The organism is Silvanigrella aquatica (assembly GCF_001907975.1).
GTDB classification, from domain to species: Bacteria; Bdellovibrionota_B; Oligoflexia; order Silvanigrellales; family Silvanigrellaceae; genus Silvanigrella; species Silvanigrella aquatica.
Genome location: NZ_CP017834.1, coordinates 1,202,146 through 1,217,703, shown reverse-complemented (window position 1 = coordinate 1,217,703; position 15,558 = coordinate 1,202,146). Strand labels below are relative to the sequence as shown.

General features: G+C 32.8%; 13 protein-coding genes. 6 read left to right on the top strand and 7 right to left on the bottom strand.

What is annotated here, in order from left to right:
- Positions 1-12: 12 nt before the first annotated feature.
- On the bottom strand, positions 13-453 hold the full coding sequence (locus AXG55_RS05125; RefSeq protein ID WP_148697056.1) for a Fur family transcriptional regulator: 441 nt from the start codon (positions 451-453) through the stop codon (positions 13-15).
- A gap of 366 nt (positions 454-819) precedes the next feature.
- On the opposite strand from AXG55_RS05125, the gene AXG55_RS05120 reads away from it, so the two are divergent.
- The gene (locus AXG55_RS05120; protein ID WP_148697055.1) at positions 820-2,736 is read left to right on the top strand and encodes a phosphoinositide-specific phospholipase C-related protein; all 1,917 of its coding nucleotides are present in this window, start codon (positions 820-822) and stop codon (positions 2,734-2,736) included.
- Between the two features lie 15 nt (positions 2,737-2,751).
- Here the strand turns inward: AXG55_RS05120 and AXG55_RS05115 are convergent, their stop codons facing one another.
- On the bottom strand, positions 2,752-3,420 hold the full coding sequence (locus AXG55_RS05115) for a trimeric intracellular cation channel family protein (protein WP_148697054.1): 669 nt from the start codon (positions 3,418-3,420) through the stop codon (positions 2,752-2,754).
- 138 nt (positions 3,421-3,558) lie between these two features.
- Here AXG55_RS05115 and AXG55_RS05110 point away from each other — a divergent pair, with 138 nt between their 5' ends.
- From AXG55_RS05110 to AXG55_RS05095, 4 genes are all read left to right on the top strand, one after another.
- A complete protein-coding gene (locus AXG55_RS05110; protein WP_148697053.1) occupies positions 3,559-4,842 on the top strand; it encodes a cysteine desulfurase family protein in 1,284 nt (427 codons plus the stop codon).
- A 14-nt stretch (positions 4,843-4,856) separates the two neighbouring features.
- Positions 4,857-6,188, top strand: a complete 1,332-nt coding sequence (locus AXG55_RS05105) for a glycerol-3-phosphate dehydrogenase/oxidase (RefSeq protein WP_148697052.1) — start codon at positions 4,857-4,859, stop codon at positions 6,186-6,188.
- Between the two features lie 102 nt (positions 6,189-6,290).
- A complete protein-coding gene (locus AXG55_RS05100; protein WP_148697051.1) occupies positions 6,291-7,550 on the top strand; it encodes a cation:dicarboxylate symporter family transporter in 1,260 nt (419 codons plus the stop codon).
- An 8-nt stretch (positions 7,551-7,558) separates the two neighbouring features.
- Positions 7,559-9,049: a SpoIIE family protein phosphatase gene (locus tag AXG55_RS05095; protein ID WP_148697050.1), complete on the top strand. Its 1,491-nt coding sequence runs from the start codon at positions 7,559-7,561 to the stop codon at positions 9,047-9,049.
- 234 nt (positions 9,050-9,283) lie between these two features.
- Here AXG55_RS05095 and AXG55_RS05090 read toward each other — a convergent pair whose 3' ends face one another.
- A complete protein-coding gene (locus AXG55_RS05090) occupies positions 9,284-9,739 on the bottom strand; it encodes a hypothetical protein (protein WP_148697049.1) in 456 nt (151 codons plus the stop codon).
- A 147-nt stretch (positions 9,740-9,886) separates the two neighbouring features.
- On the bottom strand, positions 9,887-10,246 hold the full coding sequence (locus tag AXG55_RS05085; RefSeq protein WP_148697048.1) for a hypothetical protein: 360 nt from the start codon (positions 10,244-10,246) through the stop codon (positions 9,887-9,889).
- Positions 10,247-10,975: 729 nt separating this feature from the next.
- Between AXG55_RS05085 and AXG55_RS05080 the strand changes: the two genes are divergently transcribed.
- A complete protein-coding gene (locus AXG55_RS05080; RefSeq protein WP_148697047.1) occupies positions 10,976-11,446 on the top strand; it encodes an IS5 family transposase in 471 nt (156 codons plus the stop codon).
- A gap of 25 nt (positions 11,447-11,471) precedes the next feature.
- Here AXG55_RS05080 and AXG55_RS05075 read toward each other — a convergent pair whose 3' ends face one another.
- From AXG55_RS05075 to secF, 3 genes are all read right to left on the bottom strand, one after another.
- Positions 11,472-12,611, bottom strand: coding sequence for a hypothetical protein (locus AXG55_RS05075; protein ID WP_148697046.1), 1,140 nt, complete (start codon positions 12,609-12,611; stop codon positions 11,472-11,474).
- Between the two features lie 92 nt (positions 12,612-12,703).
- The gene (gene recJ, locus AXG55_RS05070; protein WP_148697045.1) at positions 12,704-14,497 is read right to left on the bottom strand and encodes a single-stranded-DNA-specific exonuclease RecJ; all 1,794 of its coding nucleotides are present in this window, start codon (positions 14,495-14,497) and stop codon (positions 12,704-12,706) included.
- On the bottom strand, positions 14,498-15,553 hold the full coding sequence (gene secF, locus AXG55_RS05065; RefSeq protein WP_148697044.1) for a protein translocase subunit SecF: 1,056 nt from the start codon (positions 15,551-15,553) through the stop codon (positions 14,498-14,500).
- Between the last annotated feature and the right edge of the window lie 5 nt (positions 15,554-15,558).

Genomic DNA, 15,558 nt, shown 5'->3' with positions numbered 1-15,558 from the left:
GAATGCTGTTATTTACTTTGAGGAAATTTTCCCACGTAAAAATACGTCTACCTCATTGATTTGAATGTCTTTTGGTAAATTTAGTATAACCTTACATTCATTTTCAGAGATGTCAAAAAGTTTTCCTGTTTCGTCATCTAAAAAATGAAAATGTTCAGTGACATTCGTATCATACACAACTTTACCCGTATGAGGGAGTTTAAGCTCTTTCAACATACCAGCCTCAACCAAAACCTCTAAAGTATTATATACCGTGGCGCGGCTCAATTTTGGAAAATTAGCATCGGTCCAGTTTTTTATGTCTTCTGCGGTCGGATGATCCGCTTCACAAAGCACATATTTGCAGATGGCAATGCGTTGTGCAGTCGCTCCAACTCCTGATTTTTTCAGGCGTTCTTCTATTTCTGAAACAGTCAGACAATGATTTTTTTCGTTTTTTGTAGCAGAAATCATAAATTACCTCACATTTCGTAGGTTATAAGGTGTTATCTAAAAATGCAAGAAAAACTTAGATTAGGTCTAATCCAACAAAACTCTTTAATTTCATGATATTAAAGTCAAATTGAGATTTATTATGATAGTTTTATATTTTTTTACAACTTAGAATAGAGATCATATAGAAAAACGTCACTTATTTCATCTCTTTCCAAATTGACAGCTTAAAAAATTTTTGATATTAGCTACTTATAAGTCAGGAATAGCAACATCTCTTATGACAACTCAAGTATTATTTATTTAAGCTTTTAGAATTTCAAAGAAACTACTTTCCTAAGTAAGATTATTCTTTAACATATACAAAAATACAAAAAAGGTCACATTATGAAAGCATATTTTCTATGTCTTCTATGTTTACTTATCATTGGTATCCCTTTATTTTCATTTGCAGGACAAGGAGGCTATCATTATTTTCAAAATCAATTTGATCCTTGGACACACCGCAATATCGGTATTCATTTTAAAGTTACAAATACAGAATGTTTAGTTGGAGTTGAAAAAAGAAGCTGGACTTTTGAATCTGACTTCATTGAAACAAACCAGAGTTCTTTAAATAATTGTAATTCACAAGAAGAGATAAGTCATAATATCATAGTTAAAAATCATGAAGATATTATTGCAAATTATAGAATTAAAATGAATTTAGATTCCTCTCTAGAAAATAGCACATCTGAAATAAATCAAAATTATTGGCATCATGCTGATTTAATGTCACATGGAACATCAATTATCGGAACCATAAATATTTATGATTATATATTAATTAGTGCCTCAGAAAAATCCGCTGTTACAGGCTGGATGGGACAAATTTATAACTCCATAAAAGAGAAACCAATAAATCAAATTTTAATACCAGGGAGTCACAACTCTGCTTCAAATAATTTAGGTTTAGAAAGATCTCCTGATTTTAATTCAGATCATATATCTCCACCTGAAATAATCAAAAAACTTTCTCAAACACAGTATTATTCCATTATGGAACAACTTGAACGTGGTATCCGTTATCTTAATATTCAGTTTTGTTTTGATGGAAAACATATTCGAGTTTGTCATGGTGTCTATAGTAAAGATGAAACGGCAGAAAATATATTTATAGACGTGCGTGATTTTCTGAGTCGTAAGGAGAATAATAAAGAATTGATAATTATAGATATTCAGAATTTCCATAATTGGATTTTATTACCATATTTATTTAAGCAAAAATTCAGAAATATGATTCAAAATTATTTAGGTCAATTAGTAGCTCCACAGAATCATTTTTCACCTACTTCTTCCTTTCAAAATTTTATCAATTCCGGACATCGCGTTATTATTTTACAAGATAACCCAAATCATAATTTGGCGTGGGATAGAGCTCAATCAATTTGTCATAATGATTATAATTTCAATCAAATAAATGACATTCTGAATCAATTTGAAAATAATATTAAAATAAGAGAACTTGCATGTAGTCATGACAAATTTTTATTAAGTGAACTCGCTTATAAAATGAAAGAAATAAACATCACTCATCCAAATGGAGTTTCTTTAAAAGATTTCTTAGGTCCCTTTAAAATGGCTTCAATAAAAAAATTAAATGAAATAAAATCTGAAAAATGGCTAAAAGATAAAGGAAATATAATTATAGAAGATTTTTCTTCAGGATTTGATTTAGCTTTAATAGCAAAAGATATAAATACAAATACTGTAACAGTCCGAATACAAAATGAATATTCAGACGGATATTGGGGCGATTGGGCAAACGAAACGCAATTAATAAATTCCATTTGTAAAACAAATGAATATGTGGGGAGTTACTATCAAATTAGCGAACCAAATCAAGAAAATGGAGATGATACCGCTTTAAATGCAATAAGAATGAATTGCTATAAATATAATAATGGAAAAGCATATTATTTTACAAGAATGATTTCAAGTAATGAAATATTATGGAAAAACTCAAGAATAGGAGCTCCTTCCGGGTGCTTTAATGGACCCGCCAATGGCTTTCAAATGCTGATTGAAACAAATCAAATTCATGGCGACGACACAGCAGCAAATTCCATAAATTTAAAATGCTTAAAAAGCAACGATGCTATTTCTCAAGTATTTACAAGTTGGGGCACCAGGAGACCCCCTGCTCTTTGCCCTGTGGGTTATGCCCTGGTCGGATTTATAACGCGTGTAGAAAGCAATCAGAAAGAAGAGGATGACACTGCGTTAAACGGAGTTCGTGGCTACTGCAAACCTTTTATTCAATAAAAAGTGCTCTGATTTTTAATTTTTAGGTCGGGTGATTTTTATTTTATTTCCATTTACAGTCACATCGCAAGGACGTGGCAAATGCCAGTTTTTCCAAACGGAGATCATTCTTGCTATAAAAATGAAAAGAATAACAATTATTTCTTGAATTGTTTCTGTAATATAGGGCAACATGAAAGGAGGTAAAAAATCCTTAATGAAATAATAAAAAAGACCGCCTATAACTGCAAATCCCGCATATATTTCTTTTTGAAAAATATAGGGCACTCTATTTACAATCACATCGCGCATAATGCCACCAAAACTGGCCGTAATAACTCCCATCATAATGCATTGGTAATTTAGGAGACCATAATCCTCTGCTGTTTTAATTCCCACTAACGTAAAAAAAGCCAATCCTAAGGAATCAAAAAGAATGACTCCTTTTTCTAAAAAACGATTTTGTTTTTTTACTGCAAACACAAGAAAAGTTGTCAATAAAGCAATAACCCAGTAAGCAGGCGTATGAAAAATAGTAGGAGGAGTTTTGCCTATTATAATGTCCCGCGAAACACCGCCGCCAAAACCAGCAATAACAGACATGACAAAGACACCAAAAATGTCCATTCTTCTTGAGGCGGCGATTGTGGCACCACTCAGACAAAAGGCAAATGAACCACAATAATCGAGAATGCTTAAAAACATAAAAAGAACCTTTACCTTAAATATGATTTTTTTAATTACTCTCAATATTTAAAAAAAGCAAATTCATTGGATTGCAAATTAAAGAGACTAGGTCTAGATTGAAAATTCTGGTAAATTTTGAATCATTGGAACGTATTTATGGCAAAAAATAATTTTATAGATAACTTCATGCTTCCACAACAATTAATGAATACAAGTAAAGATAACGTACCTCCCCTTCATTTTGGAGGAATCACTTTACCTGAAAATACGATATATTTAGATTTTGCGTCTAGCACACCTCTAGATATCCGCGTATTTCAACAAATGACACCTTGGATGCTCGGATATTTTGCAAATGCTGCCAATCGCACACATCCCATGGGTGAATTAACGGAACATGCTATTGGTCTAGCAAGACTTAATATAGCATCTGTTTTTGAAGTTGCTCAAGATGAAATTATTTTTACTTCTAGTGCAACAGAAAGTAATAACTTATTACTTCGTGGATTAGTTGAAAATCCACTGCGTAAAAGAAATAAAATTGTATATTGTGCTACAGAGCATTCTAGTATTGTCGCAACCGCAATTACTTTATTTGATCACTATTCAAAAATATTAGGGATTGAAATTCAAGAATTACCTGTAGATAAAAAGGGTCAGATCATTACTGAATCTGCTGAAAAAATAATTGATAAAAATACCTTGTGTGTTTGTGTGATGGACGTTAATAATGAAACAGGCATAATTCAAAATGAACTATCAAAAATAAAAGAAATGTGTTTAAATTCAGGAGCTATTTTGCATGTCGATGCCTCTCAAGGCTTTGCACGAGCTTCACAAATTGCATGCGGAGTTGACTATGATACAGCTACAATTTCGGCATCTAAAATCTATGGCCCCAAAGGTGTTGCTGCGCTCATCGTCAAAAAAAGACGACCGCGCATCCGCATTGAAGCGCAATTGACAGGGGGAGGTCATGAAAATAATATCCGTTCAAGCACGCCCAACACAGCGGCTATTGTTGGTTTTGCAGCAGCCTGTCAATTGCAAAAAGAAGAAGCTCAATTAAGAATAAAGCATCACAAGAAAATGGAGCTTGCTTTTTGTAACGAAATACAAAAACATATTGAAACTTATTTTTACGCAGAAAATACTCATAAAGTACCTGGAATTTTAACACTGTACTTTAAAGGAGTGAATGCAATGAAACTTCTTGAAGAGTCTAAAACAGTTTGTGCCAGTGTAGGAAGTGCCTGTAAAACATTGCAAGCGACGGCCAGTCATGTTTTGGTCGCCATGGGAATCGATCTCGAAAATACATTATCAAGCTTTAGAGTCAGCTTTGGCTTGACAAATTCGGAAGAGGAAGTCCGGGAAGCCGCTCGCAGACTTGCAAAAACAGCAAAGAAATTAAAAGAAAATTCAGCAACACTTTTATAGAAAGTTTAAATGCAATGGATTTAAATGTACTTATTGTTGGTGGAGGCATTCATGGAGTAGGTCTTTTGCACGATCTTGCTTCGAGAAATGTAAAAGGCGTTCACTTAGTTGAAAAAAATAAAATTTCTTCGGGAACATCAAGTCGTAGTACAAAACTTGTTCATGGTGGACTCAGATATCTCGAACATTTAAATCAATGGGGACTTGTTTATGAAGCTCTTCATGAAAGAGCTCTTTTATTACGTTTATTAAAAGGAATTGTCACGCCTTTGCCTTTTGTGCTGCCTAATTTCAAAGGAGATAAAAGACCTCCTTGGGTAATCCGAATAGGGCTCTTTTTTTATGATCTTTTATCTGGAGATGGCGGTTTGCCAAGCGCTTCTCCCTTAAATAAAGAAGATATCATTAAATTTGCTCCTTATCTAAATCAAAATAAAATTGAAAATGAAATGATAAGTGCTTTTCTCTATTACGATGCTCAAATGCTCGATGATGTCATTGCCCGCATTGCCGCAGAAGCAGCTGTTAAGTTAGGAGCATCCTACGAAGAAAATACCACAGTAACAGAAGTCAAACAAATTGAAAATGGATTTAAAGTAACAATTGATTCCAATGGAAATAAAAAAACGGTTACTACAAAATATATTGTGAATGCCGCTGGTGCTTGGTGCAATGAAAATTTATTAAGATGGGGAATAGTCCCTAAAATCACATGTCTCTTAAATTTAGGAACTCATATTATTTTTAAACCCGAAGCAGTTCCGCACGCTGAGATTAATAATTGCGCTGCTACATTAATTCAAGAGTTGGATGGACGCGTTGTCTTTTTTATTCCGTGGTTTGGACAGTGGCTATATGGAACGACAGAGTCTATTTTGTCTACTGAACCATCACATATAAAATATCCGCAAAGTGACAAAGATTATTTAATGCATACCGCTAAGGAAACATTAAATCTTGTAGATGCTGAAAAAAATATATCTGAAATTTTTTGCGGTGTGCGTTGCATGCCTTTAAATCAAGCAAATAGAATAACTCAAATTGACAGCAAATGGATGGATGACATTTATAACTCTCCTTTTTATGTAAAACAACTTGATAAAAATATATCAGGACTTTCTAGAGAAACGGTTATTAACGAAACAGTGCCAGGACTCATTTCAATTTATGGTGGTAAATATACGACATATCGAGCTATTGGTGAAAAACTTGGATCTTATCTTTCTCGAAAATTACATATTGGTTCTACCACAGGAACCCATCTTGCCGAAAATTGGTTTCTCCGTGAACTTATGGAAGAAAAACCTGAAATCTTTAAAAGTTCAGCTTCCCTAAGGCAAAATTGACCTAGATTTCCTTACCAATTTCAAATATTTGCCACAGCGCTTCACAACTTATTTTATTTTTATTATATTTAAAAAAGTTAATAACTCTTAAGCGAGGGCACCATGTCATCTCCAAGTAAATTGTCTCAAATTCTTAAATTTTTAAAGTTTCACCTCTTCCTACAGGTTCTCATCGCCGTTACCTTAGGAATTTTAGTGGGCATTTATTTCCCAGAATTTGCGGCGCAATTAAAAATTATAGCAACCATTTTTATTCGCTTCATTAAAATGGTGATATCACCCATTGTCTTTGTTTCCATTATTTTAGGAGTATGCTCTCATAGCAAACATCAAGGAAGTATAGGAAAACTTGCCTTTAAAACAATTGTTTATTTTGAAATCATGTCCATTGTTGCTGTCGCCCTTACCTTTGGCATGATGCTTTTTTTCCAGCCAGGTGCCGGTTTTAATATATCCACATTTCAAGGCGTCGATGTCTCAAAATTCAAACCTAAAGAAGGAAGCACGGGGGGTTTTACAGAGTTTATTACGCATATGGTTCCTGAAAATGTATTTGCAACCTTAGCGGGTGATAATTTATTAGCCGTTATTGTTCTCGCCGTTATATTTTCCATAGCAATTTTACAAATTAAAGAAAACTCTAAAATCATCGATTTTTTTCAAATGACCAACGACGTCTTCTTTAAAATGATCACAATTATTTCTCGGATTTCACCTATTGCCGCCTTTGGAGCTATTGCCGCAACAGTGGGTGCTCAAGGAATTGGCGCTCTTACTATGTTGGCACATTTCATTTTAATTTTAGGCGTGAGCATGGTTAGTTTTTGGATCATTCTTTTTATTGCTGCAAAAATTTATGGATTCAGCGCTTTTAAATTAATGAAACATATCAAAGAAGAGATGTCCATCGCCTTTGGCACATCCTCCTCCGAATCCGTATTTCCTCAACTCATGAATAAATTAGAAACTTTTGGCTGTTCTAAAAAAGTGGTTAGCTTTGTTCTTCCCACGGGATATGCCTTTAATTTAGATGGAACGGCTATCTATGTTACTGCAGGTGCTGTATTTATCCAACAAGCTTATAATATTCCTTTTACAACTACAGAATTTTTTGTGCTTTTATTTACAATTTTAATCGTTTCTAAGGGCGCTGCAGGAATAACAGGAGCCGGCTTTGTTACTTTGTCTGCAATTTTAGCTGCTATGCCTGGTCATATTATTCCCATCGAAGGTTTAGCACTCCTCCTAGGAATTGACCGCTTTATGTCCGATGCAAGGGTTGTGACAAATATAATTGGCAACACCATTGGCACAGTTATGATTGCAAAATCGGAAAATGAATTCCAGCCTAAAGTAAAATAAGGAATTTTATGCAGTTGCAAAAAGAAGGAATGAAAATTAAAAAAAAATTAATTTTACTTTTTTCTTTATCTCTTATAATACTTGGAATTGCAATAATATCTGCAAAAATAATAATTGAAAAGTTTATTCAAGAAGAAGCACATTTTAGTAACGTTATAAATGTTTCTGGCAAACAAAGAATGCTAAGCCAAAGAATAATGTTACTTATTCAGTCATTAAGTTCACAAAAATTTAATGACGGTTACAATATTATGAAAGCCGATTTAGTTAACTGCATTCAACTTATGCGTAAAGCAAATGAAGATTTGGCTTACGGAAATGAAATAGATGGAATTTCAAAAATAAGCAATCAGGAAATTGAGCGCCTTTATTTTGGAAAGGCAAATTTATACATACGAATTAATGATTTCATATTAGCAGCAGAAAATAGTGTGAGTAAAAATGATTTTAATTCCTTCTTAAAAGAATATAATATTTACAAGATAAACAAATTACTTCTTGACCTCGATAAATCAGTTACATTATACGTAGCTGAAAGTAAGTTACAAATTAAAAAAGCAATTGGTATTACTTATATAATTTTGTTTATTAATATATTTCTATTAATAACTCTCTATTTATTAATTTTTAAACCAATTGCTCTTAAAATTGAAAGAGCTTATAACGGTTATGAAGAAACCATTCAAGGTTTGAAAAATACCAACCAAATGCTTGAAATTGAAACCAAATATTCTCAACGTTCCTTGGGAAACGTAGTTCCCCGAGTTGAATACATCCCAAAATTTAATAGCGATAAAGTAAAATTAGCTTCCTATTACCAAAGTGCAAAAGACAATGGGGGAGATTGGTGGGGTATATATGAATTTGATAAAATTAAAATTGTTCTTATTGGAGATGCCCTAGGTCATGAAGCCGGCAGTACAATTATTGCAGCCGCTGTTTCAAGGTATTTTGAAGATTTATCCAATGAAAAAACCTTAGACAAATATGATTTTCTAAATTTATTTAAGCATCTTAATGAGTTTATACAAAAGGTCGATGCCAATAACAAAATGAATTTGAGTATGTCTATTTTAATTTTTAATGAAAAACTCGATCGCGTAAAATTTATTAATGCTGGCCATACTTTCCCCTATTTAATTAATTATTATGACGGTAAAGAAACAAAAATTACTCGATTTAAATCTAAAGGACAACTTCTTGGTAATAAAAGCGCTGAGAATGCAAGCGCTGAAAGCGAAGAGGAAATTAAAGTTGTTGAATATGAATTTAAGGAAAATTCAATTATTTGTTTATTTAGCAATGGTTTAACAGCAAATACAGATAAAGAAAAAAAAGATTTTGGCGAGAAAAATCTTAAAAAATTCTTTGAAAAAAACAATTTTTCAAACACAGAATTACTTAATATTGTCGATAAATTAATAGACGAAGCATACACATTTTATGAAGATCATCCTATTAATGATGACATAACATTTATTTTAATTAAGAGAGATTAAGGAATAATATTGTATTAATTTAGAGTTATTCCCTCAAAATAGAACACCTCTATTAACCTATATTTTGTTTGATAAATTCAGCTCGGATTATGATGACATTTCTGAATTATTTCATGACAAAAACTGCATTTTGTAATGGAATTATGAAACCAAAAAATTCAAAATATTAAATATAGGTAGAACAAATGGGATTGTCTCACATCTTTTTAAATATCACATTTTTAAATTTAAAATTTAAAATTTAAAGAAAGTTGCATAGTCAAATAAATTAAAATATGGAAATGTAGTTTTTCCATTTAATATATCTATTTCATATGCCTCATCAATTTCTTGGGATTTTTTACCATTAAAGAACTTGCAATCATTATTTTTACTACATACTACTGTATAATCTTTATTCTCAGTGTTTTTATAATTAAAAATATTTATTTGATATTTAATTTTATCATTTAATTTGTTTATTTTGGAGTTTATGCTTAAATTTTTTATTATTTTATTATTTTCAATAATATTGACATTGCAAAGAGAATTATAACAGTTATTTTGGGAAAAAGAAATTTTTGAGTTCTCTTTGATTAATACTTCTTTGAAGGTGTTTAATATTATTTCTTTATTTTTATCAATAACATTTTCACTTTGGGCATATGAGTGATACCAAAATAGAAGAGCTAGAATAAAAAACTTTTTCATAGAACTTAATCTCTCCTTTTTAAATACAACTTCATTCTAAATCATAATTATCAAATTAGATTAAATCTTGCGCTTAGTAAAGTTTTTTTATACGAATTAAGCGCATATTTATATAAAATATAATTTTAAGTGGATTAAATACTATTATTACCAGTTGAATGTTATTGCCCTAACAATCGCAGTTCCAACTTTATTAACAGTATTAATTGTTCCTGCAGCAATTTGATTTAATTCTCTATGTGTAGAACGGTACAGCTCTCTAAACACACTTTGTGGTATATGGAATAAATCTCTTTTTTGACGGATTGATTTAATTTCACCATTTTGAAATGCATAATCACTTCCTGTATCCAAAATGTTATAAGCCTTACACAAGTTGTTTTCTAAACAAATTAAAGTGATCTTTTGGTTTTCATTTTGCAACTTATCTACGAATTCAATATTAAATTTCGTTGTTTTTTTACTTTCATTAAACTGACCACTAACATATAATTCAGCCTCAGTCATTTCATTTTCCTTAATCTCTGCTTTACATCCAAATGTTCCGCAAATAAAAGAAGATAAGGTTTTATTAGAATTTTCAATAGATAGTGTTTCATTTATTGCATTAAATGAATGCTTTTATTGAATCATCTGATAAATCACAAATATTAGCAAAGGCATTAAGTGAAAAGAGAGACACAGCAAATGTTAAACTTTTTTCATTATTACATAACCTATTAAAGTAGTTAAAAAAAACTATGATTAAAATTTAAAATCATAGTTTTTTTTTAAATTATATAATAAAATAAAAAAGTCAATATTTAATAATTATTTTTTTATAGACTACCAATTTTCTATAAATAATTTTAATTAGATTTCCAAAATATTTTCCCGAAATGGTTTAACTGCAAACACAGATAAAGAGAAAAAAGATTTTGGTGAGAAAAACCTTAAAAAATTCTTTGAAAAAAATAATCTTTCAAAAACAGAGTTATTAACTATTGTTGATAAACTTATTGATGAAGCGTATACTTTTTATGAAGACACCACAATTACAGATGATATTACTTTTATTTTAATTAGGGTGTGTTCTCAAATATTGAAGAAGACTTGATTTTTGGCATGTTTCCCGCAAAATTTGGATTATCAATTCTAACGAAAACGAGAGAACATGTTGAGAACAATGATAACAGCTCAAATATGGTCAAGGCTACCTGCAATTATAAAAGAATTTAAAATACACGATTCCACACTATCGTTAAAGCTCATCAATATTCTGTTAATTCTTCTAACAAAAAAATAGAATGTATTAGAAGGACTGTTGGAGGTAATTCAAGTAAAATTCATATGATTTCTGATTCATGTGCTAATCCAATTGATTTTATTGTCAGTGAAGGACAAGTTCATGATAGTAAGATTGCCAACCAGCTATTAGAAATAAGCGATGCAGAAGTATTAATTGCTGACAGAGCTTATCATGCAGAAAAAACAAGAAAGAAATTAAAAGATAAATGTATTCAAGCTGTGATTCCTAAGAAAAAAAATGCTTTTGATAAAACAAATGAAGAATTCGACAGTTATTTGTATAAAATAAGACATTTAATTAAGAATTTATTTGCTAGATTAAAACAATTCAGAAGCATAACAACTCGTTACGATAAAAAGAAAAGTAACTTTTCATCTGTGATTTACTTAGGGTGCTCTTTCATTTGGGTGAAAATTTGAGAACACACCCTAAAAGAAGTTAAATTTATAATCTTAATTCTATAACGAGTCCTTCAGAACCCTGCTTTATATCATAATCACAACCTGCAACATTGGCGAGATCAACCCAAGTTACAAAGCTGATTAATGCAAATAAAGTGTTTGGACTATTGGGATCGAGAGCAATTAGAGCCATGCCTTTTTCAATGCGTTCATTCACTTCAAGTTGAATATTACGAATGATATCAAAAAATTCTTCGGGAAAGGCCATACCTTCACATTCCCAACGTGCAATAATTTTGCCTTCAATACTTTTTGCAGAAAAGACAACACCATTTCCCCTGCGCGCAAAATAGACGCAGCTTCTCCAAGGACCCACTAACAAACGTCTTAAAACAGCTTCATTGGTATTTGCTTTTAAAGGAGTGACAATAGCATGTTCAATATTGATACCCTTACGGCGCCAAGTGGTATCGAAGGTTTCAGCAACATCTCTAAAAATTTGTGAAACATCCATATTCTGAGGAGGTGATTTCACAATAAGTTTTTCAATAATACCTTTAGGATCATTTGCTAAATAAATTTCAAATTCATTGAGACTATCGATCACATCATTCCATCTTCTTTTTAATATGGAATGAGGATCGGCGCCGCTGATGTTCGATAAAGCATCTTGATGACGATCTTGCTTTTGTTTTAAGAAAGATTTTTCCATAGCATAGGCTCTGACCTGTTGAATAAATTGATACAAAGCCATTTCAGGTGCGGGAATGCCTTTGCGCGGTTCTTCCAGTTCAATTTGACCGCGAAGATATTTGATTCCTAATGCAAATTGATTAGTTCCTTCATTTTTAGGTGCTAAACAAAAACAAATGGAACCTATTTGATAAAAAATAAAGAATAAAGATAGCAATAAGGATATAATAGCAATGGAAACAAAAATAATCGATTCGCTGCCCGGAATATTAGAAAGAAAGGGCAACACAAAAAAAACGCCTGATATAATTGCAAATACAACTGCAAGCAAAATATAAATCATGAGCATTATAGTTTGCTTTGCATGACTTAATTTGCCAACTTCTTCATTTGCTGTCTTTTTTGGAGAACTCCCTAGCACATTGGAGTTCTGAAATTTTTTTTTCCGAACATACCAAGGTTCTAAATCATTTCGGTGCGACTGGATCATAAGTTTGTCCACAAATTAAATTATTAATACAATAATGAAATCATCTGACCAATTGTACTGCATACCTCGCAATTAGGCAAAAAGATATGGATTCAACTCGTATAGATGACGGGAGCATAATCGATCACACGAATATCAGATGTGAGGCGTCCGTTCCAACTGCTTAGCTTTGCTTCGACTACCAGTTGCACTTCAATCCCTGTCGCCAGAAACTCTTCAAACACATCGGCAAGACCAAAGGCTGTGATCCAAAATTCGCATCCCTCCTCCAGAACCAACAGCTTAGCATGTCCGTGGGAAAAATCCTTACCCATTCTTTTAACATGCGCAACAGTAAGAGGTCCCACGAACCAACGAGCACGAGGGTTCTCAATGCCATAGGGTTCAAGCTCTTCTAGTCGTTTCAAAAAACTTATATTTAAATGGCTCAATGGCAAAACGCCATCAATAAAGAGGGGCGGAATTTTATCGTGAGAATCAATAAGCTCATTTGCTTTTTGCGCTAAATACTCTTTTAACCAAGGTAATTTTTCAGGAAGAAGTGTTAATCCCACAGCATGATAATGCCCACCAAATGAAATAAATTCATTACGTACTTCATTTAAAACAGCAAATAAATTAAAAGAATGCGTCGAACGCCCGCTTCCCTTTAACTTTCCATCTATGGTTCCAAAAACAAGAACAGGCCTATAAAATTTGTCGAGCACACGCGTTGCTACAAGACCTACCACACCAGGGTGCCAATCTTCTTGATGGAGGACAAGAGCATCGGGAAGCTCTGTACCTTGCTTCACTTGATCGATCGCTTCTTGGGTAAACGCTTTTTCAAGAGTCTGCCTTTCCGCATTTTCTTGATGCAGATGCAGAGCCATTTCTTGTGCCAAAACAACATCATTTGTACACATAAGTTCGACACTACGCAGCGCATTTCCTAACCGTCCGGCAGCATTTAAACGGGGTCCTATTTTAAATCCAATATCCACAGAATCGACTTTAGAATTTTCTTTCCACCCAGCGCATTTTAATAATTCAAAAAGACCAATACGTTTTTTTTGCTGAATATTTTGCAAAAGAACTTCAAGACCTACTTTACAAAGAATATGATTAACACCTGTTAAAGGTGCCATATCAGCAATGGTTCCAATGGCCACAAAATCGAGAAATGATTTTAAATTAACAACGCAATTTTGTCCTTGCTCACGCAAAAGAGTGCGCATTGCGACCATAAGATAAAATGCAACGCCCACACCCGCAAGCATGCGGTAAGGAAACAAGCAATCGGTTTGTTTGGGATTTAAAATAGCAAAAGCACTTGGAAGAACAGGGGGAATATCATGATGATCTGTTATAATCACATCCATTCCCAATTGAATTGCTTCGGCACAGGCATCAATAGCGGAAATTCCGTTATCTACTGTAACAACTACTTTTACATTATTTTGTGCTAACTTTCTAAGTCCTGTTACATTTAGACCATACCCCTCTAAAATACGATCGGGTATATAAATTTCTACAGGATAATTTATTTCATTAAAAAACTGGGATAACATAGCACAAGATGTTGTACCATCAACATCATAATCACCAAAAATAACTATTTTTTCTTTATTGCGTATAGCTTGAATTATTCTTTCCGCAGCTTTGCGCACATCTTTTAATAGCCAAGGTTCAGGTAACAAAGAAAGTAACGAATTATTTTCTTCAAGTTTTTGATTGTCTAATAAAAAAATCTTTTTTCGAGTTAAATATTCTTCAATTTGTGAAGGATTATCTGCAACAATATCTCTTAATTTCCAAACAAAACGATCGGTGGTGCACAAACGATTTTCATTTTTTGTAAAACCATTTGTGCTCGCTTTACCCAGAAAAATGGTTTCCGTTTCCATTTATCTTTTTTCCTGAGGTGTTTTTTTCCTTACATTAATAGGAGGAGCATAGTCTTTAGGGCGCTCTAATTTCGCTTTTTCCTTATTGTCTTTTTGCTTCCAACCCATTTTTGTAAAGTAACCGTCCATCATCAGTGTTAAAGGAGCTGCTACATAAATAGAGGAATAGGTTCCCACAATCACACCCACAAGCATGGTGATAGCAAAATCTTCAATAGCACCGCCGCCCATAATGGACAGCACTAAGAGAGCTAAAATTCCTGTTGTCGATGTTAAAATAGTTCTGTTCATAGTTTGACTAATACTACGATTGACAACTTCAACCATAGGCATTTTAGGCTGCAACAAACGCGTTTCACGAATACGATCGTAGACAATAACCGTATCATTAATGGAATAACCTACAATGGTAAGAAACGCCGCTATGGACGTTGTGGTAAAAGGACGATCTAATAGTGTCATAAATCCAAGCGCAATGATCACGTTGTGCACCAAGCACAATACCGCACCAGGAGCAAAACGCGCGTCAAATCGAAAGGCGATATAAATTAAAATTCCAATACAGGAAAGTAACAATGCCATGTAACCTTTGAGCTCATCTTCTCGCCCAATTTTACCTGAAATATTTGTTGAAGATTCAATACGTATTTTATCTGCACCAAATTGTGTTTTTAAATTATTAACGAGCACACCAGCACGACTTGAAGTTGCGTTTTTATCTTCACCTTTTTCGCTTTGAATACGAATAACGAAGGCTTCAGAATTGTCTTTACGAGCCACAAAGTTACCGTATGTAGTCACTTCAGCATGTGAAAAACCTTCTTTTTTTACCGCTTCCTGTAATTGCTCTCGGGTTACAGATTTATTGAGGACATTCACCTGAATTTCAGCACCACCTAAAAAGTCGATACTATAATTAAGGCTCTTTATACCAACAATAAGAAGTGAAAGAAGAACTAAAACAACAGAAATTCCAACTGTTACTTTTCTCCACTTCATAAAATCAAAATAATAATTATGCGGGAAAACTTGAATATTTCCAATTTTAAAAGCCATAATCG